The 21,184-nt window shown below is 46.2% G+C and carries 21 protein-coding genes and 1 tRNA gene; 18 read left to right on the forward strand and 4 right to left on the reverse strand.

Annotated elements, in window-relative coordinates:
* Nucleotides 1-307: 307 nt before the first annotated feature.
* From KH703_RS05240 to ybaK, 3 genes are read left to right on the forward strand one after another with little or no spacing between them, the layout of a single operon-like run.
* Nucleotides 308-1,270: an SIS domain-containing protein gene (locus tag KH703_RS05240; RefSeq protein ID WP_304294731.1), complete on the forward strand. Its 963-nt coding sequence runs from the start codon at nucleotides 308-310 to the stop codon at nucleotides 1,268-1,270.
* Nucleotides 1,271-1,278: 8 nt separating this feature from the next.
* Entirely contained in the window at nucleotides 1,279-2,040 is a 762-nt protein-coding gene (locus KH703_RS05245) for a pseudouridine synthase (RefSeq protein WP_304294874.1), read from the forward strand.
* Between the two features lie 19 nt (nucleotides 2,041-2,059).
* Nucleotides 2,060-2,533, forward strand: coding sequence for a Cys-tRNA(Pro) deacylase (gene ybaK / locus KH703_RS05250; RefSeq protein WP_304294732.1), 474 nt, complete (start codon nucleotides 2,060-2,062; stop codon nucleotides 2,531-2,533).
* Between the two features lie 365 nt (nucleotides 2,534-2,898).
* Here the strand turns inward: ybaK and KH703_RS05255 are convergent, their stop codons facing one another.
* Nucleotides 2,899-3,462, reverse strand: coding sequence for a LemA family protein (locus KH703_RS05255; protein WP_304294733.1), 564 nt, complete (start codon nucleotides 3,460-3,462; stop codon nucleotides 2,899-2,901).
* Nucleotides 3,463-3,532: 70 nt separating this feature from the next.
* Here KH703_RS05255 and KH703_RS05260 point away from each other — a divergent pair.
* From KH703_RS05260 to KH703_RS05270, 3 genes are all read left to right on the forward strand, one after another.
* Nucleotides 3,533-3,609: transfer RNA gene (locus tag KH703_RS05260), tRNA-Met, on the forward strand.
* Nucleotides 3,610-3,960: 351 nt separating this feature from the next.
* A complete protein-coding gene (locus KH703_RS05265; RefSeq protein ID WP_304294735.1) occupies nucleotides 3,961-4,674 on the forward strand; it encodes a rhodanese-like domain-containing protein in 714 nt (237 codons plus the stop codon).
* A 427-nt stretch (nucleotides 4,675-5,101) separates the two neighbouring features.
* Complete coding sequence (locus tag KH703_RS05270) at nucleotides 5,102-5,695, forward strand: effector protein (protein ID WP_304294737.1); 594 nt, start codon at nucleotides 5,102-5,104, stop codon at nucleotides 5,693-5,695.
* 88 nt (nucleotides 5,696-5,783) lie between these two features.
* Here KH703_RS05270 and KH703_RS05275 read toward each other — a convergent pair whose 3' ends face one another.
* Nucleotides 5,784-6,935 carry a hypothetical protein gene (locus tag KH703_RS05275; protein ID WP_304294739.1) on the reverse strand — a complete coding sequence of 384 codons (1,152 nt, stop codon included), beginning with the start codon at nucleotides 6,933-6,935 and terminating at the stop codon, nucleotides 5,784-5,786.
* Between the two features lie 314 nt (nucleotides 6,936-7,249).
* Here KH703_RS05275 and KH703_RS05280 point away from each other — a divergent pair, with 314 nt between their 5' ends.
* From KH703_RS05280 to KH703_RS05320, 9 genes are all read left to right on the forward strand, one after another.
* Complete coding sequence (locus KH703_RS05280; RefSeq protein ID WP_304294741.1) at nucleotides 7,250-7,417, forward strand: hypothetical protein; 168 nt, start codon at nucleotides 7,250-7,252, stop codon at nucleotides 7,415-7,417.
* A gap of 9 nt (nucleotides 7,418-7,426) precedes the next feature.
* The gene (locus tag KH703_RS05285) at nucleotides 7,427-8,140 is read left to right on the forward strand and encodes a disulfide bond formation protein B (RefSeq protein WP_304294743.1); all 714 of its coding nucleotides are present in this window, start codon (nucleotides 7,427-7,429) and stop codon (nucleotides 8,138-8,140) included.
* Between the two features lie 11 nt (nucleotides 8,141-8,151).
* Nucleotides 8,152-9,048: a hypothetical protein gene (locus KH703_RS05290; protein WP_304294745.1), complete on the forward strand. Its 897-nt coding sequence runs from the start codon at nucleotides 8,152-8,154 to the stop codon at nucleotides 9,046-9,048.
* Between the two features lie 22 nt (nucleotides 9,049-9,070).
* On the forward strand, nucleotides 9,071-11,362 hold the full coding sequence (locus tag KH703_RS05295; RefSeq protein WP_304294747.1) for a molybdopterin-dependent oxidoreductase: 2,292 nt from the start codon (nucleotides 9,071-9,073) through the stop codon (nucleotides 11,360-11,362).
* Between the two features lies 1 nt (nucleotide 11,363).
* The gene (locus tag KH703_RS05300; RefSeq protein ID WP_297882056.1) at nucleotides 11,364-11,915 is read left to right on the forward strand and encodes a 4Fe-4S dicluster domain-containing protein; all 552 of its coding nucleotides are present in this window, start codon (nucleotides 11,364-11,366) and stop codon (nucleotides 11,913-11,915) included.
* Between the two features lie 10 nt (nucleotides 11,916-11,925).
* Nucleotides 11,926-12,573, forward strand: a complete 648-nt coding sequence (locus KH703_RS05305) for a molecular chaperone (RefSeq protein WP_304294750.1) — start codon at nucleotides 11,926-11,928, stop codon at nucleotides 12,571-12,573.
* A gap of 2 nt (nucleotides 12,574-12,575) precedes the next feature.
* Nucleotides 12,576-13,463: an NrfD/PsrC family molybdoenzyme membrane anchor subunit gene (gene nrfD, locus KH703_RS05310; protein WP_304294752.1), complete on the forward strand. Its 888-nt coding sequence runs from the start codon at nucleotides 12,576-12,578 to the stop codon at nucleotides 13,461-13,463.
* A 411-nt stretch (nucleotides 13,464-13,874) separates the two neighbouring features.
* Nucleotides 13,875-15,020, forward strand: coding sequence for an iron-containing alcohol dehydrogenase (locus KH703_RS05315; protein WP_304294754.1), 1,146 nt, complete (start codon nucleotides 13,875-13,877; stop codon nucleotides 15,018-15,020).
* A gap of 416 nt (nucleotides 15,021-15,436) precedes the next feature.
* Entirely contained in the window at nucleotides 15,437-15,616 is a 180-nt protein-coding gene (locus tag KH703_RS05320) for a hypothetical protein (protein ID WP_304294756.1), read from the forward strand.
* Between the two features lie 269 nt (nucleotides 15,617-15,885).
* Here the strand turns inward: KH703_RS05320 and purM are convergent, their stop codons facing one another.
* Nucleotides 15,886-16,869, reverse strand: coding sequence for a phosphoribosylformylglycinamidine cyclo-ligase (gene purM / locus KH703_RS05325; RefSeq protein ID WP_304294758.1), 984 nt, complete (start codon nucleotides 16,867-16,869; stop codon nucleotides 15,886-15,888).
* A gap of 73 nt (nucleotides 16,870-16,942) precedes the next feature.
* On the opposite strand from purM, the gene coaE reads away from it, so the two are divergent.
* From coaE to dapF, 3 genes are all read left to right on the forward strand, one after another.
* Complete coding sequence (gene coaE, locus KH703_RS05330; protein ID WP_304294761.1) at nucleotides 16,943-17,617, forward strand: dephospho-CoA kinase; 675 nt, start codon at nucleotides 16,943-16,945, stop codon at nucleotides 17,615-17,617.
* Nucleotides 17,618-17,684: 67 nt separating this feature from the next.
* Nucleotides 17,685-18,605: a tetratricopeptide repeat protein gene (locus KH703_RS05335; protein ID WP_304294763.1), complete on the forward strand. Its 921-nt coding sequence runs from the start codon at nucleotides 17,685-17,687 to the stop codon at nucleotides 18,603-18,605.
* A 177-nt stretch (nucleotides 18,606-18,782) separates the two neighbouring features.
* Nucleotides 18,783-19,661, forward strand: a complete 879-nt coding sequence (dapF, locus tag KH703_RS05340) for a diaminopimelate epimerase (RefSeq protein WP_297897678.1) — start codon at nucleotides 18,783-18,785, stop codon at nucleotides 19,659-19,661.
* A gap of 1,119 nt (nucleotides 19,662-20,780) precedes the next feature.
* On the opposite strand, the gene KH703_RS05345 is transcribed toward dapF, so the two are convergent.
* A complete protein-coding gene (locus tag KH703_RS05345; protein WP_304294767.1) occupies nucleotides 20,781-21,116 on the reverse strand; it encodes a hypothetical protein in 336 nt (111 codons plus the stop codon).
* Nucleotides 21,117-21,184: the final 68 nt, after the last annotated feature.

Consider the following 21,184-nt stretch of genomic DNA (forward strand, 5'->3'; position numbering starts at 1 on the left):
CAATGAGGCTTTGATCCGTGACGGACAAGTGAAATTTTATGCCGCGAGTGAGCTTTCGGGCGTGAAATTTTGCAGTGTGCGCTGGTTTTGCGGCGTGAAATTTTAAAGTGAAGAGTAAAATTTCGACATAAAGTAAAATTTAAAAAAGCGTCTAACAAGCCCGCAGCGAGCAGGTAGGGCGGCGCGTGATTTTGTAGGTTAGAATTTTTTATGGCGCAAATTTTAAGGTGCGAAATTTCGGCTAGCGCAAATTTAGGCACGGCGCAAAGAGGCGCAAAATGAAAGTAAATTTTAAAAAGAAGGTTTAATGAGTGAAATTTTAGATACGGCACGAGAGGTGCTGAGGCTCGAAGGAGCGGAGCTTTTGCGGCATGCGGATCTTATCGGCGGCGAAATTGAGCGAGCCGTAAACTTGATCCTTGCTTGCAAAGGTAAAGTAATCGTCACAGGCGTGGGCAAGAGCGGTCACATAGGCGTTAAGATCGCTGCGACGCTTGCCAGTACCGGCACGCCGTCGTTTTTCGTCCATCCTACCGAGGCACTGCACGGCGATTTGGGCATGATCGGCAAGGACGATATGGTGCTTGCAATCAGCTTTAGCGGCGATAGCGAGGAGCTGGTTAGAATTCTGCCTCACCTCAAACGCTTCGGCGTGAAGATCATCGCGATGGCGCGCGATAAAAACAGCTCGCTCGGCAAGGTTTGCGATGAGTTCATAAGCCTAAATATCGTCAAAGAGGCCTGCCCGCTAGGTGCCGCGCCTACGGTTTCTACGACGCTAACACTTGCGTTAGGAGACGCGTTAGCGATCTGTTTGATGAGACAGCGCAGATTCGGCAAAGAGGATTTTGCAAATTTTCATCCTGGCGGCAGCTTGGGCAAGCGACTTTTCGTCAAAGTAAAAGATGTGATGCAAAGTAAAAATTTGCCCGTAGCAAGCCGTAACGCCAGCCTAAAACAAGCTATCGATGTTATGACGCACGGAAAGCTCGGCACCGTTTTGCTAGTGAACGAAAAAGGCGCGCTCGAGGCGATCTTAAGCGACGGTGATCTGCGCCGCGCGCTGATGCGAGAGGATTTTGACATCAATGACGGCGCGCTAAAATATGCCACCAAAAATCCTAAAATGATGGACGATAAAAATATGCTCGCAATAGACGCGTTAAATTTGATCGAGCAATTTAAAATTCAAGTCCTGCCCGTAGTCGAAAATGGCGTACCCGCGGGGATCTTACACATTCACGACCTAACGAGCTTGGGGCTAAAATAATGCAAAAGATGCGTCTGAATAAATTTATCTCCCACAACACCGGCTACTCACGCCGTGAGGCGGACGAACTGATCAAGCAGGGCAAGGTTAGTATTAACGGCCGCGTCGTTAGCGATTTTATAGAGGTTAGCGGCGAGGAGAAGATCCGCATAGGCTCGCGCCTTATCAAGCCTAAGACGGAATTTACGATGATCGTTTATAACAAACGTAAAGGCGAGTTAGTTACTAAAAAGGACGATCGCGGCAGGCGGACGATTTACGATAGCCTACCGGAGGGATTTAGTAGATTTGTTAGCGTAGGGCGTTTGGATTTTGCAAGCGAGGGGCTTTTGCTGCTAACCGATGCGCCGGCGATCGCTACGGCGCTGATGAACAGCGACATCGAGCGAGAGTACTATCTAAAGGTAAAAGGCGAGGTGGGGGATGAGGTGGTAACGGCGATCCGCGAGGGTTTTTTTGCCGCAGACGCAAGCAAGGGCGCGCACGCCAAAAGCAAGATCAAATCGATGGAATTTAAACCCTTTTTAGGCTACCGCATAATGCCTAGCAGCGGCGGCTATACGAAGATAAAAACGATCATTAACGAGGGGCAAAACCGCGAGCTGCGTAGATTTTTTGGCTATTTCGATCTGGACGTCGTGGAGCTTAAGCGCACGGCATTCGGCAGAATGACCCTCGGGATGCTAAAGCCCGGCAAATGGCGCTATTTCGATCAGAGCGAATACGAAGATCTGCGCGATTTTTTGAAAGAAAACAAAATCCGCTATTAAATTTAAGAAAAGAGGCGAAATGAGCTCAAAAACAAACGCCGCGCGTGTACTGGACGGTCTGAAAATCCCTTACGAGATCAAAGAATATACGGTTGATCCTTTAAATTTAGACGCGGTGCACGTGGCAAACAGCGTGAACGAGCCGATCGAACGGGTCTATAAAACGATAGTTTGCACGGCGGATCACGAATATGTCGTAGCCTGCCTGCAAGGCGATCTAAATCTCGATCTAAAGGCGCTCGCGCACATCTGCGGCGCGAAGCGTTGCGAACTGATGGATTTGAAGGATTTACAAAAGGTCACGGGCTACGTCAGGGGCGGCTGCTCGCCGCTTGGGATGAAAAAGCACTTCCGCACCTTCATCGACGAGCGAGCGCTAACGCAGGAGAAAATTTACGTTAGCGCAGGCGTGCGCGGAAAACAGATCGCTCTTGCGCCGAAGGACCTCGCAGTCGCAACCGAAGCGCAAATTTGCAAAATTACTCACGACTAACGCGGCGTTGCTTTTGCTGCCGCTTCCGTAAGTAACTCTGGCGGCAAACTAGTCAAAATTTGCACTGCGAAATTTTGACTTTTAAAATTTGGCGTTGCGCCGTTTGTTAAAAAAAGCTCCTGCGCGGTAAGAAAATACAAATCAAATTAATTCCATAAAATTTTATTATTGAAATTCTAAGTACCGCGCGTCGCAAAATATCTCAAACGAGATGACGAGTACGTGGGGAACTAAGCAAGCCTATTTTAAAAGTGCATGCTTTATGTGCGATCTGTTTTATTTACTATAAATTTAGACTCACGGGCGTTTGGAGTCATTTACGATGAAATTTTAAAATTTCATCGTAAATTTTCTACGTCTCGCGCCTATTTTTTGAAAAGCTCAGAGACGTTCGGGGCTTGCTTTTCTTGCTCGTTGGCGGCGAAAAATTCCGCTTTAGCGAAGTTGAAAACGCTGGCGATGATGTTAGTGGGAAACATTTCGCAAGCGTTATTATAAACCGTAACGGCGCCGTTATAAGCGCGGCGTGCGGCACTGATCTGCTCCTCGCACTCGCCTAACGCGTTTTGTAGCTTGGCAAACGATTCGTTAGCCTTGAGGTTTGGATACGCCTCTACCGCAACGCGGATCTGTCCTAAAAGAGCCGAAATTTCGCTATTTAGTCTAAATTTATCGGCGTTAGAGCTTGCGCTGATCGCTTGTGAGCGAAGCTCGCTAACGCGCGTTAGCACGGAGTTTTCGTGGCTCATATATTCTCGCGTGGCGCTAACTAAATTTGGGATGAGGTCATAACGCTTTTTAAGCTGTGTATCGACGGTGGAAGCGATGTTTCGCACCTGGTTGCGCTTGGCGATGAACGAGTTATAAGCGCCTACTAACGCCAAAACTAACAAAACTATGACGACTAATAAAATCAAAGCCGCATTCATTTTCTCTCCTTTTAAAGTGTTTCAATTAAAAATAAGAATATTTAGCTATACTTGCCATTTCTTTTCGCGTGTCAAGGTAGCTCAGCTGGTTAGAGCGCTGGTCTCATAAGCCGGAGGTCGAGAGTTCAAGTCTCTCTCTTGACACCATCTTCAAATTACCTTTAAGAGTGCAACGGTGCCTCAAAAAAGTTCGAGATTATATCTTACTTATACTTGAAAAATAATGAAAATTGGCAAAAGTATAAAATTTACTTTCGGGCAAATGTGAGTTTTTTTTGAATTTGTTGCTCCGTCTCTAAAAGATAAATTTACGCAAAGTATCTTTACCTACGAGCCTTTAAGATATTTTGGCAAAAGTTTTTTATTCGAGTCTCTTTCGCGTTTTCACATCGGTAATCCGTATCAGCATAACCTATCACATTCCGCACAAATTCACACTATTTAGCTAAAATTTTGATATAATCTCCCGCTTTAAAAGCTAAAATTCAAAGGAAACATATGAAATTTATTTCTCACAAAATTTTAAAAAGCGCGGTTTTGCTGGCGGCATTGGGATCTTTTGCGACTTGCGGCGCCGAGATGCAACAGCCTAACGGCTACGCCATAAGCGGCGCGGCACTATCAGCGATAGAGGAGGACAATAGAGCAAAAGAAAATTATCTAGTCATTGACGTTAGAAGTGCAGATGAGTACACCGCGGGCCACGTGAAGCACGCGATCAACATCCCGCTTGGAGAGCTTGAAAGCAGGCTGGACGAGATAAGCGCCTACAAGGATAAAAACGTCGTGCTTTATTGCAATACGGGCAACCGCAGCGGCAAGGCGCTTGATCTGCTTAAACAAAAGGGCTTTAGTGTACTTATGAATGCGCCCGGCGTGAAGCAATACGACTACAAGTTGTATAAGGTCGGCAGCATAAACGCGGAGGGGTTTTTGAAAATAGCAAATGATCCAAACGTGCTGATCATCGACGCTAGGCAGAAGCAGGACTACGACGCGGGGCATATGAAAGGCGCGATAAATATCCCATACGGCGAGCCTTTAGAAAACTACAAGGACGTGCTTGAGGCCAATAAAGACAAAAAGATGATCACGCACTGCTACAGCGGCAACCGCAGCGCCAAGCTTGCCAAAGCCCTCAACGAGCGAGGCTACAACGTCACGAATTTACTCGACGGCACGAAAGAGTATAATTACGAGTTGGTGAAATAGAATTTTATGATTTATTTCGCAGCATGAAATGCAAAATTTAACTTCGTGTGCGGCGCGTAAATTTAGGCGCCGCAAATCCGCAAGATTTCGGTTTCAACGGAGCTTTTGTGCCATATTTGGTGAGGCTTTATCGCGAGCAAAGTTCTGCACCAAAATCCTATGCGCAGAATTTTACTTTGGAATGCCAATCTTGGAATTTTGCGGTGCGAAATTCCAAGCGGCGGAATTTCTTCAAGATATTTCAAATGTCATTAAATTTTACTATCTAGCATGCGCAAACACTGCCCAAAATATGGCAATAAGCTTTAGTCGGAATTTGGGCTGCGAATTCTTGATTAAATTTATTCGGATTAATAAAAATAAATCCCGCAAAATGATAAAATACCATTTTGAGTAAATTTGAAACGGTATTTTACGGGAGAAAGATATGAAATTTAAAGATTTTAAAGCTGCAAACTGTTCTAACTACGACTTTTTCACCGCCGAAGAGCTAAGCTATAAAGAATTTATCAGACTTAGTTTCGGCGAGTTTGCCTGCAAAAATCCAAACTCGAGCTGGGCGCTTAGCATTGACGATAGGAGCTTCGATTCATTTCCGAATTTTACTCAAAAACATCCAATTTGCTTATCCGATCTAAATTTTAAAGATAGCGTCTTTCAGTTTAGGATCTGCTCCGAAAACAGCGTCCAAAGCCTAGGACACCGCATTTTCACCTGCCTAGACGGCATCCACAAAGACTTCGTCGCAAGCGAGATCAAGCAAACCGACGAAGTGATGATGAAGCTAAAGATGGGCGTTTTGAAGGACTTTACCTGCGTCTCGAAGTGCGGCTGGTGGATAACCGACATCTGGCGCGATATGTATCCGGTGATGGATGAGAGCGAGAGCGAAAATTTCGTCGCGGATATGCTTGATAGCGAGTTTTCGGCGCAAATGCGGCTCATAAACGAGCGACTTTTGAGCGCGCAAAATAGCGGCGAGCTTGACGGGCTCATCGCCGAGCTAAGGACGCAGGAGTAAATTTTAAAATTTGCCCGCGCTTTGTCCTTGATACAGCGGGTGTACTCCCGTATTTTACGGATAAATTTTAAAATTTACCGCCTTAAATTTATCCTAGCTTGCCGTTTGTCGCACAGCTATTTACGGGATACGGCGTGAGTCCATAGTCTGCGGATTCGACATTCCAAAAGTCCAAATTCGCGCTGCGCGAGACGATATACTCAAAGCCCTTTTGATTCAGCTCGATCAAAATTTCAAATTCATTGCCGTTTTTGCAGACGATACTTTCGAAAAAGTGCGAAAAGCAGGCGATTTTCGCGTTTTCTTTCTGCATCGATTGATTTAGCATGAGCTCCATATTGCTTAGAATTTTAAATACCGTCTGGCTCGTCTCAAACCTGCCGAAGCGCGCGTAATACTTCGCTAAATTTTGCTCATTTAGCGTAACGGCTTTGGTGCAGTTTTGCGTTATCTGCTCGTATATCGCGCGGAAAAGCTCAATCGACGCGTTTTGATTATCTATCGCTTTGTTTTCATGGTTTTCGATGACGACAAAGCCGTCTTTTATGCAAAATTTTTCGTTTTTGTAGTAAAATCTCACCCTCGCGATCTCTTGTTCGAAGCGCTTTTTATAAGTGAAGGGCAGATACGTCGTAACACCCATTTTATCGATGATCGCAGAGCTTTTGACGCCGCCGTCCAGCTCGTGCTGCATAAAGTAACGGATGAAGCTGCCCTGCTCAATATCAAAGCTATTTAAATACTCGATCTTATCCAGATACGCGCAGCGGTAGAGCCGCACGAACTCGGAATTTAGCGAGATATTTATCTCATCGGGGATATCGCCGTATTTTTCGCTCTGCGGCGCGTCGATGCGCTCTATGATATTCATCTGTTTTTCGACTTTGTCTTTTACGAAAATAGTGATTTTGACCTGCTGCATCTCATAAAAGCGTTTTATCGTCTCGGTCGCGCTTTTGGTGATGTCAGTCTTAAATTTTTTCGCGAGCTCCGATTTTTTGAGCGTCAGCGAAAAATCGCCGTTTTTTAGCTTGTTCTGCGAATACAGAAGATAAAGCAGCTCCTCATAAATCATCAAATGCGAGTAGGTCAAAAATGTATTATCCACGACTATGACATAATAACAGCGCGTTACGGAGTATCTTTTGTTGTCTCTTAAAAAGTCGTTGTAAATTTTTAGCTTGCTCGCATTTTTCGATACCTTAAATACGTCGTAAGATTCTAAAAATATATTTTCCATATTTCGCCTTAGGTCAAGATACTTTTGAAATATTACACCATATTTGTTTTAAGTTGTTTTAAATTTTATCTTAAGGATAAAAAATATCAGCGAGTAAAATAATTTATAAAATTTCAATCATATTTTTAACGTCAGCTTAAATATAATAAAATAATTTATAAAAATAGATTTTTATAGTAAAATTTTATATAAAAAATTTTAATATGAATAGAAAAATCTATTTTTTAAACTAAAATTAATAAATAAAGTTATATTATTTATTTAAGAATTAGGCATGCTTAGGATTAAATTTTATTAGGAAAGGACGGTTTGAAATGGAATTTCTTATTTTGACGCTATTTTTGATCAGCGGGCTTATATTATATTTTAAGCCGCAGAGGAAAAATTTAGCTACGGGCTGTGCGGCAGTCGGTTGCGTAATATTGATCGCGCTGGAGCTTTACGTAAATTTATGGGTCGTCGTGCCGATAGGCAACTTTTAGGAGGACGATATGCAAAATTTAGAACAAAATCAAATTCCCGCCGTCGAGCGAGGATTTTTTAACCTAATGTCGCTAGCCATCATCGCCCTCGTGGCGCTTCCGGTCGGTATAGCCTGTTTGGTACTGGGCTTTGGTATGGGAGATAGTCCGTGCGTGATGTGCTGGGCGGAGAGGATCACGATGATCGCTATCAGCCTTATCGCGCTTTTTATCCTTAGGTACGGCCTAAGACCCAGCTACGTCGCAGCGCTTTTACTGATGGCTTGTTGGGGGATGTTCAACGGCTTTATCCATTATAGCCTTGACGGTACGTTCGGCGGCTACCTCGACATAAAACAGGGCTTCGGACTTGAAATTTTAGGTGCACACACGCAGCTCTGGGTCATCGTCGTAGATTTTTGCGTGATCGCATTTTTAGCGGTCATATTTTTATGTAGCAAAAATTTGGGCGAGATAATGAAAAAGAGCGCGAGCGGCGAATACGGCGAGTTTTTGCGCTATCTGCCTCTGGGCAAGATTGCAAATTTAATCTTCATCGTCATCATCGCCGCAAACTGCGCGCAGGCTTTCATCGTCTCGGGCCCGCCGCCGTATCTGGGCTCTAGTACGCCGGCTAGACTAAGTCTTGATCCCGCCAAATGGTTCTGGGAGAAAGATCACTGGCAAAGCGCGCTTGATTTTAGATTCGATTGGAATCCGGAGCTACCGGATCTGCCAAACTAAGGAGCAAAAAGATGAAAAAGCTGATGATTTTTACGGCGCTAGCGGCTCTGGCGTTTGGGTTTGAGTTTAATCTTGATAGCAAAGCGGGCGCGCTTGAGGGCGTGAAAGAGCTCGGTACGCCGAGTGCAGAAGTGAGCTTAAGCTTACAAAACGATGCGCCCATTACGGGAGCGGACTACGACGCAGATAAAAAGCAGTTTGCGCTAGTTTCGAAAAATAACGAATTTTACGTTGCGGATGAAAATTTAAAGCCGCTTAGATACGGTAAGCACGATCGCCACTTTATAATGGAGATGGAGGCGACCGTGGGCGCGACGTGGTATAAAAACGAGCTTGGCATGATAAGCTTTAATAAAACCTTTGTATTTTATGAACCTGCGGACGGGCTGGGCGCAGAAGAGCAAAACAGCCAGTGGAGGCACTTGACCGAGGGCTGGGACAAATGGAAGCTAAACGATCTTGGCAACAAAGGGCGCTTCTCGACGCTTCGGGCGAAGCAGCAATATACCCTCGGCTGGGATTACGACGCGGCTGCGAATAAATTTATCGTTGCGTCCGTGCCTAACGACGTGAGGGATTATTGGAGCGTAGCGGTGTTTGACGGCGACGATAAGATGATTTTGGAGGAGTTTATTCCGCAAATCGGCTCAAATTTAAAGCTAAAAGATAACAGAAGCCTAGGTGAATACTACGTCACGGGCATCGACGCTCAGCCCGACGCCGTTTATCTTTTGAGTAAAAATTTCTCAACCATTTTAAAGCTAAATTTGCAAACTCATAAGATTGAGGATGCATATAGCTTTAGCGGAGCGGCAAACGCAAGGGCGCTTGCTGTGAAGGACGGCAAATTTTATGTTTTTTCGCGCGAAGGTAAAGAAAATAAAGTTTTCATATATGATATGAAATAAAGCCCACATTTAAGGAGAAGAGATGCAAAGACGTTCTTTCTTAAAAGGCGCGGGAGCGGCTCTGGCTACGGCGGGAGCCTCTCCAAGCCTATTTGGTATGGAGCAGTTTGAGGTGGATTTTAAACCGAAATCCTATAAAAACGAGCAGGGCGTAGAGTATCACTATCTCACCTGTCCTAGAAACTGCCGCGATGCCTGTTCGATGATCGCAGAGATCAAAGACGGCAAGATGGTTAGCATCAAGGGCGATCCGAAGCACCCTCTAACGCAAGGTACGGTCTGCGTCAAGGGGCATACCTACGCGATGCATCTATACAACGCCGATCGCATAATGTATCCGATGAAGCGCGTCGGTAAAAAATGCGAGGGCAAATGGGAGCGCATCAGCTGGGATCAAGCGCTAAAAGAGATAGCTGCAAAGCTAACCGAAATCAAGGCAAAATACGGCGGCGAGGCGCTGACGGAATTTGTCTATTCGGGCAACGAAGGGCATATCTCAAAGACGATCGCGCCGGGAAATTTCTTTGAAAAATACGGCGCTACGAGGCTTGTGCGCAATCCATGCGACTGGCCGCGCTATGCGGGCACGCCGAGCGTCATCGGCACGGACTTTTCAAAAGACGCGCTGGAAGTAGATGAGAGCGATATGTATATCAGCTGGGGCTCAAACGAAGCCTATACGGCGGTGCACTGGATTAGATTTGCCCATCGCGTCAAAAAGCGAGGCGGCAAGATCATCGTCATAAATACGATCAGAATTCCGCTCGCAAACCAAGCCGATATGTTTATCCAGCTAAAGCCTTCAAGCGATCCAGCATTTTGTCTAGCGGTGTGTAAGGTGCTGATCGAAGAAGATCTATATAATCACGAGTTCGTAGAAAAATATACGATGGGCTTTGACGAGCTCGTTCATGAGTGCTCGCTCTATACCTACGGCGAGCTAAGCGATATGTGCGGCGCAAGCGTCGATCAGATCAAGGTTTTCGCGCGAGAATACGCCCATGCCAAAGCGCCTGCCATTATGCACGGCGACGGCGGACAAAGGCACTTTAACGGCGCAAGGCTGGTGCGCGCGGTTACTTTCTTGCCGGTACTTACGGGCTGTCTTACAAAACTTGGCGGCGGATTATTCTGGGCTTATGTGCACGTAAAGGGCTGCTTTAACTTCGATAACTGCATGCCTGATCTTTCGCCGAAAGACGCGGAAGGCAAAAAGATAGAGCGCCAGCAAATAAGCTATATAGAATTTGGTAAAGGTATCCAAAAGGAAAATCCGACCTATCTAGGTAAGCCGATAAATACGGTAATTCGAGCCTGTATCAACTATAACTCAAATTTGATGGTAACGGCGCCGAATACGAATTTAATCAAAAAACGCGTGATAGATGACGACTTTTTCCTAGTAGTCATAGATCCTTATGATACCGACACCTGCGATTACGCTGACTACGTATTGCCGGGCGTTACTTTTATGGAGAGTGAGGACATTCAAAACGATCAAATTTCGGGCTACGTCTGCTACAACGCCCAAAGCGTCAAGCCACTGGGCGAAGCCAAGACGAATTTGGAATTTTTTAACGCTCTAGCCAAGGCGATGGGATATACCGAGGAGTGCTTCGACTGGGATAGCGAGACGGTTTGCAGGCGGTTTTTGGATACGGAATTTGCCAAAAAGCAAAATATCACCTACGAAAAGCTAAAGAGCGTAGGCTGGATTAAGCCGTTTAGAACGCCTGAGACGATGAAAGATCAGTTCCCTTACTACCCTTATGCGCCGAAGGACAAGCTAGTATTCGGCACTAAAAGCGGCAAGTGCGAGCTCTACTCCGAAGCTTTCAAGGACGCAGGCTATCACCCGGTGATCGATCTTGACGACGATTGGGATTACTACGAAAGGCATAAAAATTTCGGCAAAAATTACTTGAAAAAGTATCCGCTTTATTTCATGACGCCGGGTACGCAGCTTCAGGATAACTCAAACTGGGGCAATATGCCTTACATCCTAAAACGCGTCATCGTAAAGGGCAACGCCGAGCTATTTATGACGCGCGAGGATATGCTGGCGCGCGGTATCAAAGAGGGCGATACGGTCGAAGCTACGAATGAAAAGGGCACGGCGATATTTACGGCGGTCGAGACCAATCAGATGCAGCCTGGCATCGTCTATGCATGGAATAATATCTGGGTCAAAGTCACTAAATCTCGCACGGGAGCAAATATCCTTTGCTCGGACGGAGTGAGCGATTTGGGCAACGGATCGACCTATACCGCAAGCTTTTGTGAAGTAAAAAAAGCTGCAAAACAGGAGGCATAAAATGAAACGAAAACAAGGATTTTTATTTGATTACAACTTTTGCATAGGTTGTAAGGCGTGTGAAATTTCATGTCAGGTCTATCATAACCAAGACCCCGACATCAACTGGCGCCACGTCGATATGATGCTCATCCATGAAGATGAGATTGAAAAAGAAATTTTCATCTCGCATTCGTGCCACCATTGCGAAGAGCCTGCATGTATGGACGTTTGTCCCGTAGGAGCTTACATTAAGCTCGAAAACGGCGTCGTTCAGCCGCTGCACGATAAATGCATCGGTTGCGGATACTGCATCGTAGCCTGTCCTTACGGATCGATAACCAAAGGCAAAGACGGCAAAGCGCAAAAGTGCAACCTCTGCGCTGAGAAGCTCGAGCGCGGCGAGGAGCCTGCGTGCGTAGCGGGCTGTCCTTGCGATGTGCTAAAACTAGTCGATAGCGACGTGAGCGATAGCGCAGGGATGGAGAAGGAGATGCCAGGCTTTAAACGCTTTTTTACGAAGCCGAACATTCGCTTCTATCCTCGCATGAAGCGCAACGAGTTTATCCACTAAGGATAAAAAGATGCGTAATTTAAAGCAGAGTCTTTGCGTCGAGGACTTTTTGAGGCAGGTATTTTTGGTGCCTCTTACCAGTGAAAATTTGGACGAGCTTTTAAATTTGACGCAGGATTTTACGCCCAAGCTTAAAGAGCATAAATTTATTCTCGAATTTGCCGAATGCAAAAGCGAGCCAAGCTTAATCGATGAAATTCGCTACGAATTCAATAGGCTCTTCGTAGGTCCTAAGCGCCCTAAAGCCGAGCCTTACGAGTCGGTGTATTTCGACTATCAAACGATGTTTGGGGCAAAGACGATGCAGGTGCGAAGCTTTTATGAAAGCTCAGGGCTAAAGCTCGAGGATGCGCAGCTTGATAAATTTCCCGACGATTTCATCGGGTACGAGTTGCAATATCTTTATTTTCTAAGTTTTAGCGCGCTAAAGGCGGAGGATGAAGCTAAATTTAACGAATTTTTGCGTAAAAAGGCGGAATTTATCGCCGCTCATCCGTCGCAGTGGTTTTGCAAATTTGCCGCTCGTTGCGATGAGCACGCAAATTTAGACGTTTGGAAGAACTTCGGGAGCTTTTTAAATCTCTATCTAAATAGTGAGATGGATGCGCTGAAAAGGGCACTAAAAGATCCTGAAATTTTTAAAAATTTAAAGGAATGACGATGGTACAGACGACTTGGGGATGGCTCATAGTCATCTATCTATTTTTGGGCGGTTTAGGCGCCGGGGCGTTTTTGTGCTCGGCTTTGGCTTACAAAGGCTTTTTGGGCTCATTAAACGAGAGGTTTTATAAGTTCGGCTTCCTGCTAGCACCCGTTGCGGTGATAATAGGAACTGCGCTTTTGCTATTTGACTTGGCGCCGAGTGCTGCGATAAATCCTCTTAAAATTTTACAGCTCTACACGCGCCCGGTTTCAATGATGAGCATAGGTACTTATCTGCTTACGTTTTTCATCGTAGTTAGCATTTTGGTGCTTTTGCAGATCAAAAAGAGCGGTAAAATTTGCGATATGATGCTCACGCTCGGAGCTATTTTGGCGCTTGGAGTGATGGGATATACGGGGCTACTGCTTTACGTCGTAAAGGCGATCCCGCTTTGGGCTAGCGTGTGGCTGCCGATTTTATTTACGATCTCCGCGATCTCCACGGGGCTTAGCGCAAACGCCGCCGCTACATTAAATGCCGGGCACGGGCTAAGCCACTGCGCGCATAAATTTCACGTCGTGTTAGTCGCGCTTGAGATTGTTGCGGTGCTAGCGCTGTTTGCGAGCGTGAGAAGCGAGGCTGCGGGTATGGCGAGCGTAACCAAGATAGTCAGCGGCTCGCTTGCGCCGATGTTTTGGATAGGCTTTGTTGTTTTGGGGCTTATTATGCCGCTGCTTGGCGGAAGTAAATTTATGCTTCGCAGTTGCAGCGTAAATGCGGACGGTAGCGTCTGCGCGTACGGCGGCGAGGAAATAAAAAGCTGTGTTTATAACGAATACGGCGTACTTGTGGGCGGCTTTTGCCTAAGAGCGTTTATCGTACTCGGCGCAGTTTATATATTTTAACTCCTCCTTTCTGATACTGGTCGGGCGCCCGCCCGACCTATTATTTACTTAAATTCTAATCTAAAATTTCATAATACTTATAATCCATTTGCCCTAAATTCCACTATTTTACCGCCACGCAGGCACAAGCACACGCTATGCTTATAGATCGTCGCGATTAAGTCTGGGGGTTTTGACGGTAGAAGCTAAGCGCCTCTATAGGCGTCTGAACTGCCAGTAGGCGGGATATAGCTCGTCCGCGATCTTTGCGGCGTCTTTTAAAATTTTATCTACTTCGTCCATGCCCGCTCCTTCAAATTTATGCAGATTACACTTACATTTGCACGATTAGACAAGGAATTTGGACTATCATGTTACCGCAAAATTTTAAAAAAGGCTATAATTTAGCCAACTTTATTTAAAGGAGAGAAGATGACAAATTTTAGTTTTTGTAACCCCGTGAGGATAGAATTCGGCAAGGATAAAGAAAAACATATCGGGCAGTACATGAAGGAAGTGGGTGCGAGAAAGGCTCTCGTGTTGTACGGCAGCGAGCGCGTGCGAAAGAGCGGTCTGATGGACGTCGTGGAGAGCAGCTTAAAGGCAAACGGTATAGAATTTGCGCAGCTTGGCGGCATAAAATCAAATCCTGTGCTAAGCAAGGTAAACGAAGCGATCAAGCTCGCCAAAGAATTTGGCGCAGATAGCGTGCTTGCTGTAGGTGGCGGAAGCGTACTGGACTCCGCAAAAGCCGTAGCCGCGGGCGCCTGCTACGAGGGCGACGTGTGGGATTTTTTCACCGGTAAAAGTCCGAGCGTTGCGTTTAAAATTTTTGACATCATCACCCTTGCCGCAACGGGCTCGGAGATGAACTGCGGCGGCGTAGTGACCAAGGAGCAGACCAAACAAAAATACGCGATCAGCGCGCCGTGTCTATACCCGAAGGTCTCGGTCATAAATCCGCAGCTGCAAGTAACCGTCAGCCGCGAGTATCTCGTATATAGCGCGAGCGACATCATCGCGCACAGCATCGAGGGATATTTTACCGCTAGCGTCCATCCGGACATCGTACGAGCCTATATCGAAGCCAATATCAAAACCGTCATCCGTACGACCGAAGCTTTGCTTGCAGATCCGAACGATTACGACGCGCGCGCCGAGTTTGCGTGGGCTGCGACGATGGCGCTAAACGGACTAACTTACGTGGGCGTGGGCGGCTTCGGCTATCCGAATCATATGATCGAGCATGCGATGAGCGCGGTCGTGGACTGCGCGCACGGAGCCGGTCTTAGCGTGGTAATGCCTGCGTGGATGAGGTGGTATAAGGATAGGAATTTAAGCGCGTTTGAGCGTTTTGCTCGTGAAATTTTTAACCTTAAAAGCGCGAATGAAGGCACCCTGGCACTTAAAGCATGGTTTGATAAGATCGGCACGCCTACTAGCCTCGCGCAGCTAGGCATCGAAGGCAAGGTGCTAGATGAGGTCATAGACGTAGCCGCGACAAACGCTAAAGCGTGGAATATGGCGGAGCTCTACAGCCGCGAAAATATCGCTAAAATTTTAGATTTTGCAAAATAGGGCGCGAGCTCATAGATAAAATTTAAACCGAAGGGGCGAGCGATCACCATTTTCCGAAAAAGCAGGCGGCAGTGTGGGCGCGCTAGAGATTCCCTTTCTAAAAAAACAAGCGGCTGCGCGGATAGCGAGATGATCGTTTTGCATCTCTTAAGTCCGCGGGGCTCGCTGTAAGAGGGCAGAGGCGATAGTGGCGCGTCTAAATTTAAAGCGCAGACGACTGCGGATCGAGCGTGAAATTTAGCTATGTTTGGAAGGGTAAATTTTGCCACATAATACTTGCGCCGAATTTGATGCGCAAATCTCGCAATAAATTTTACTCCGGCGAGAAGTTTTATCGCGTTTAATGGCTTTGTTTAAATGCTCTTATCCCACGCTATCTAAAATTCGCTCGTTAAATTTTAATCTCGGCTTTATATTTGCGATTGCGAAATTTGCTTTTGCGTGCCGCTGCGCATTTAAATTTACCCCTCGATGCTAAGCAGATCGCCGAAAATTTCTTTACAATACTGAATGAAGCGCTTGGGAATTTTGACGCCGCAGATATCCACGGCGATGACGCTGTCTTGGACTTCAAAAACGATAAGCTCGCTAAGTGATTTTTACTGCTTTGCAGCCGTTATAGCATACGTCGCCTACAACTTGGCGTATAAGCCGTTATGCGGTGCGTCTGCGTCCTCATATCGCCCGAGTCTGATTGGTCTTTGGAAAAGCAGATAGTTCTTATAGTCTTACTTGTCGTCCGCAAGGCCTATCATATAATAATTCTCGGCGCTGTTTTTGGAAGCGGTAGCAATACCTGCTTTAAAATTTAGTCTAAACATAAATTCTGCTTTGGCAAAAAGGGGCAAATTTTACCGCTTCAAATTTACACGAGCTGCACGCCCCCACCTTTTACGACCTCGCCGATAACGTAACCGTCGGTATTTGCCAGTACGAAGTCCGCATTTTCTTTTGGAGCCACTATGATCATACCAACGCCCATATTAAACGTTCTCATCATCTCTGCGGGCTCCACCTTTTGCGCGATGATTTTAAATATCTCTGGCGTGCGGATCGCGGCGTGCTTGATCTTCGCACCCAGCCCCTCGGGGAATACGCGCGGCAGATTTTCCACGATGCCTCCGCCCGTGATGTGCGCAAGCGCGTGGATCTTGTCTTTTAAATTTAAAAAGTCGCCGACGTAAATTCTTGTAGGCTCCAAAAGTACGTCGATGAGCGCGCGACCGCCGATTTTCTCGTCAAATTTCAGCCCTAGCTCGGCGATCACTTTGCGCGCGAGCGAGAAGCCGTTTGAGTGCAGTCCGCTGCTAGGAATCGCGATGAGTACGTCGCCCTCGCGGACAAATTTGGAGCGGTCGGTCTCGTCCTCCTCGGCGATACCCACAGCAAAGCCCGCGAGGTCGAAGTCGCCCTTTTCATACATCGAGGGCATCTCCGCCGTCTCACCGCCGATAAGCGCGCAGCGCGCGAGTTTGCAGCCCTCGGCGATGCTTTTTACGACCTCTTTGGCATCCGCGATCTCGAGTTTCGCCGTCGCGTAGTAGTCGAGGAAAAATAGCGGCTCGGCGAAGTTGCAGATGAGATCATTCACGCACATCGCGACGAGATCCTGTCCCACGCCGTCAAATTTGCGCGCGTCGATCGCAAGTCGCAGCTTTGTGCCCACGCCGTCGGTAGCGCCTAGGATAGCTGGCTTTTTGTAGCCTGCGGGCAGACTTACCGCACCCGAAAATGAGCCGATACCGCCCAAAACGTGCGGAGTTTGCGTCGCTTTAACGAACGGTTTTATCGCGTTTACGAAGTCATTTCCCGCGTCTATATCGACGCCCGCGTCTTTGTAGCTTATCAAATTTTATCCTCCAAGATGGTATAATTTCGCAGATTTTAGCTAAAATCGAATAAAAACGCTATAAAGGCTCACCTTGAAATTTAAACACGCCGTCGTCATTACAGGCAGCATCGGTAGCGGTAAGAGCGCGGTTTGCGAGCTGCTTCGTGATCGCAGATTTGAGATCATCGATGCCGATAAGATTTCGCACTGCGTCCTTGATCACTGTGCTGCACAGGTAGCTGAAATTTTCGGCGTGCAATATGTCGTGCAAAAAGACGCGCAGGCTGAAAATTTGAGTTCACATGCGGAATTTGACGTCAATCCTGGAGAGGAAATTTTATCCACCCCCTGCGCTTCAGTGGATCGCAAAAAACTAGGCGAGCTAGTGTTTAAAGATCCCGCGGAGCTTGCAAAGCTCGAAGCGCTACTGCATCCAAAGATAACGGCTGAAATTTTATCGCAGGCGCAGGCTTTGGAGACAAAAGGAAAGCTTTTTTTTGTAGATATTCCGCTGTTTTTTGAGGGCAAGAGGTATGAGTTTTTTGATAAAGTAGCGGTCGTTTATGCGCCTAAAGATACGCTAATCGCGCGCGTGATGAGGCGAAACGGGCTGGATCATGCCGCCGCAAAGCACCGCGTGGAGCTGCAGATGGATATAGAGCAAAAGCGCGCCATGGCGGATTTTGTGATAGATAATAGAGGCGATCTTGCCGCGCTTAAGGCCGCAGTGGAGAGATTTTTAAAAGAGTTAAAAGATAAAATTTAGCCCTTTGCGCGAGAGCTCGTAAAATTTCTACGCGAATTAAGATGAGACTAAAAATAAAGGAGAGATGATGGGGATCGGTAGCCGCGTCCAAAAGGGCGCTAAATTTCAAAATTTTAAAAGCACGCCGTTTAAAGAGCGGTTGAAATTTACGGCGCGAGCGGTTTTGCTATCCGCGCTGTTTGCGACGGGCGCTGCGGCGGAGATCGACGATCTAAGAAAGGGCTGCGCCGCGGGGAGCGAGATGGATTGTAAAAAACTAAACCGCGTGATAAATGAGCTGCGGCGCAACTGCGACGCGGGCGGCGAGGAAAATGCACTGGATTGTGCAAATTTAGGCTATGCATACGACTCAAATAGAAGCTTCAGGCAGGCCGCGCGCTATTACGACAGGGCGTGCAAGCTCGGCGAGCAGAAGGGCTGCGTCTATTTAGGGCTGCTCTACAACGACGGGCAGGGGGTGGCGCAGGATCGCAAGAGGGCGAATGAGCTTTTTAGCGATGCTTGCAAGAAAAACAGCAGCGAGGGGTGCGCTAGCCTCGCATACAACTATAAAAAGGGGCTCGGCGTCTATCCCGACGTGAAAAAGGCGATCGAGCTTTTGATCAAGGCTTGCAAGATGGGGCAGGTAGAGGCGTGCCATAACCTAGGGCTTAGCTATGTTCTCGGCGAAGGCGTGAAAAAGGACGCGGACAGGGCTAGGACATTTTTTACGAGGGCTTGCGAGCAAGGACATGTGGATTCGTGCGTAAATTTAGGCGTTACGTATTTTAAAGGCGACGGCGGGCAAAAGGATCATGCGCTTGCTGCGAGGTATTTTAGCGAGGCGTGCGAGAAAAGCGACGAGCCGCTAGCCTGCTCAAATTTAGCGTATCAATACGAAAAGGGCTGGGGCGTAGCGAAAGATAAAAAGAGGGCGCGCGAGCTTTATGAAAAGGCTTGCAAGCTCGGAAAATTTGATGCTTGTGAGCATTTAGAGACTATGAGGTAGGCCCTAACATCCATTATGAAAAACGCATAACAAAATGGGCTCACGAAAGAAGATACGTTAGTAAATTGAGTCTTAGTAAAGCCTAGGAATAAGCGATACGTTTAAATTTAGATATAAGTAAAATTTTAATAAAGCGTTAGTGAGCGTTAGTAATTTTAAAAATTTGCGAGGTAGATAATGAAAATTTCAAAATATAATGCGAGCGGAAATGATTTCGTAATATTTACGGATTCAGTTAAGGCGGATAGATCCAAGCTAGCGCGCGAGCTATGTGATAGGCGCGATGGAGTAGGCGCCGACGGGCTCATCGTCGTGCTACCGAAATTTAACGGTATCGAGGGGATAAATTTCGAGTGGGAATTTTACAATAGCGACGGCAGTAGCGCCGATATGTGCGGCAACGGCTCGCGCGCGGTATGCATGTATGCGTATGAGAATTTTTTGGCCGCGCAGAGCATGAAATTCCTAAGCGGCGCAGGCGTAATTAGCGGCGAAATTTTCGGTATTTTCGGCGGAAATTTGAGCGAGAGCATGCGCGGTGAGCTACGCAATGTAAGCTTTGGCGAGATTTTCAATCTTCGCCCTAACGCTCACGCGTTAGTAGCTAATGTCGAGGTAATGTTAACTCATCCTAAGCGCCTTGGCGAGAGCTTTGAGGAGGCAGGGCTAACGTGGTATTTTTATAACACAGGAGTGCCGCATTTGGTAACTTTTGTTAGTGATTTAAATGAGTTCGACGCCGCGCTGGCCCGCGACCTGCGCGAAAAGTATAATGCTAACGTTAATTATGCGTTAGTTCAAAGTCGCCTCGCAAGCAAAATTTTAAAGGTGCGCACCTTTGAGCGTGGCGTAGAGGCAGAAACTCTCGCATGCGGTACGGGGATGGCAGCATGCTTCATCGCAGGCGTCGAAAATATGGGGCTAGCTCCCGACATCCGCGTGATACCTGCAAGCGGCGAAATGCTAAATTTGCGCTTAGGAGATGGAGGTAAAATTTACTTTCGCGGCGACGTTAGACATACTTTCGATGGCGAATTTATCGGATACGTGGAGTAAGCAGGGCGGAATTTCGAGCCGGTTTGCGCGAGAATCCGTAAAATTTTTGAGTGCGATTTATACAAAATTTCGCTTTTCGCTACGTTTGATAAAATAATATATTTGCAATACAGCATTGGAATTTTAAAATTTTATGATGATGAAATTTTAAAATTTACAGGGCATGGTTTGCGTGATAATTTTAGTTTTGAGGTAAAATTTGGCGCTTCACTGCAAAATTTAATTCCAAATTTCGGAATTTTATGAAATAAAATTTTAAGATTTTAGCATGCGGAATTTTGCTACTAAATTTAAAATTTTTGCTTGAATTTCATATTTGTATCGCATTAATTTGGACTTTTGTGGAATTTAGCATTATAAATTTACGCTCTAGCCCGCTCATTCGGTTTATAATTTTTGCTGCCGCCGCAAAAATTCCGTCGTGTTCGCACGAGTGAAATTCTGTCGTATTTGCACGAGCTAAATCCGCCACTAATAGCAGAAAGTGCGACATCAAGTGCAAATCCTCGGCGCGGATAAAATCTATCATTGACGATAAAGGCTGGATTTGTAGATGCGGCAATTCTTGAAGCGCGGTAGAATTCACTAATGACGATAAAAGCATAGTGTAGTTACGGCGAAATTTAAAATTTGCGCCCGCCGAATTTCGCCGCGCCGTCATTTTGTCGTTTAAATTTTAAATTCCATCCGCGTCGGTTTCGTCGAAACTAGGCATAAAGCCTGATGATTAACTCTCTGGCGAGCGCTAAAATCACGACGAAGATTGTAAATTTTAATAAAGATTTTTGTCGCATCGTGGCGAGCATAGCGATGCCGAATAAAACGAGCGCAATATCTAAAAATGTATCTTTCATACGCTTAATTGAAATTTAATCAAAATGCTAAGTATGATAAGAAGTATTATAAAGCGCAAGATTGAGCGCATGGAGGATAGATCACCAAATTCTTTGTCATATTCCTTTTTTACCTCCCACTCAGCTTTCCATGCGAACATTTTTACTATAAAATCTAGCATTTTCATCTCCTTTTTAAGGCTAGTCGCATAAAAACGAAATTTTGTCGCTCCACGTGAAATTAAAGAATTCTATCTAATTGGCGCTTAAAATTTTTAATTTTGAACTATTTGTCGGCGTTTTGGACGAGCGCTTTTTCGTATTTTTCGATAAAGCTTCGCCCCTTATCGCAGAGGTGGTAGATGAAAATTTTCGACGCCTTGCCTGCATCAAGCCCCGTATCCTTAATGCTTTCGCGCTGCAGATAGCCCCAGTTTTTATGAATTATGTCAAGAGTCGATTTGATCGAGGTGTAGTTGCGCCCACTCGCAGCTGCGAATTCGTTCACGGGCCTCATAAACTCCGCATCGCTTTGCTTATTGCGACATAAAAGCCCATCTTCGCCTTGCGATTCGACCAGTTTTAGCGTTTCATAAATGAGTTTATCTTTTAATTTGATCATCGGCTTTCCCTTATGTAATTGATATGGGTTTACCAAAATTATATCATAAAATTTGTATTTTTATGATA

The sequence above is a fragment of the Campylobacter gracilis genome, from assembly GCF_018374135.1.
Taxonomy (GTDB): Bacteria; Campylobacterota; Campylobacteria; order Campylobacterales; family Campylobacteraceae; genus Campylobacter_B; species Campylobacter_B gracilis_A.

Coding starts and splice junctions, on each gene's coding strand:
- KH703_RS05285 (WP_304294743.1), top strand. CDS start 7,427: ATGCAAAATTTAGAACAAAATCAAATTCCCGCCGTCGAGCGAGGATTT.
- KH703_RS05240 (WP_304294731.1), top strand. CDS start 308: ATGAGTGAAATTTTAGATACGGCACGAGAGGTGCTGAGGCTCGAAGGA.
- KH703_RS05300 (WP_297882056.1), top strand. CDS start 11,364: ATGAAACGAAAACAAGGATTTTTATTTGATTACAACTTTTGCATAGGT.
- KH703_RS05245 (WP_304294874.1), top strand. CDS start 1,279: ATGCGTCTGAATAAATTTATCTCCCACAACACCGGCTACTCACGCCGT.
- KH703_RS05295 (WP_304294747.1), top strand. CDS start 9,071: ATGCAAAGACGTTCTTTCTTAAAAGGCGCGGGAGCGGCTCTGGCTACG.
- KH703_RS05275 (WP_304294739.1), bottom strand. CDS start 6,935: ATGGAAAATATATTTTTAGAATCTTACGACGTATTTAAGGTATCGAAA.
- KH703_RS05305 (WP_304294750.1), top strand. CDS start 11,926: ATGCGTAATTTAAAGCAGAGTCTTTGCGTCGAGGACTTTTTGAGGCAG.
- KH703_RS05280 (WP_304294741.1), top strand. CDS start 7,250: ATGGAATTTCTTATTTTGACGCTATTTTTGATCAGCGGGCTTATATTA.
- KH703_RS05290 (WP_304294745.1), top strand. CDS start 8,152: ATGAAAAAGCTGATGATTTTTACGGCGCTAGCGGCTCTGGCGTTTGGG.
- KH703_RS05255 (WP_304294733.1), bottom strand. CDS start 3,462: ATGAATGCGGCTTTGATTTTATTAGTCGTCATAGTTTTGTTAGTTTTG.
- nrfD (WP_304294752.1), top strand. CDS start 12,576: ATGGTACAGACGACTTGGGGATGGCTCATAGTCATCTATCTATTTTTG.
- KH703_RS05345 (WP_304294767.1), bottom strand. CDS start 21,116: ATGATCAAATTAAAAGATAAACTCATTTATGAAACGCTAAAACTGGTC.
- KH703_RS05335 (WP_304294763.1), top strand. CDS start 17,685: ATGGGGATCGGTAGCCGCGTCCAAAAGGGCGCTAAATTTCAAAATTTT.
- ybaK (WP_304294732.1), top strand. CDS start 2,060: ATGAGCTCAAAAACAAACGCCGCGCGTGTACTGGACGGTCTGAAAATC.
- KH703_RS05265 (WP_304294735.1), top strand. CDS start 3,961: ATGAAATTTATTTCTCACAAAATTTTAAAAAGCGCGGTTTTGCTGGCG.
- KH703_RS05315 (WP_304294754.1), top strand. CDS start 13,875: ATGACAAATTTTAGTTTTTGTAACCCCGTGAGGATAGAATTCGGCAAG.
- dapF (WP_297897678.1), top strand. CDS start 18,783: ATGAAAATTTCAAAATATAATGCGAGCGGAAATGATTTCGTAATATTT.
- KH703_RS05270 (WP_304294737.1), top strand. CDS start 5,102: ATGAAATTTAAAGATTTTAAAGCTGCAAACTGTTCTAACTACGACTTT.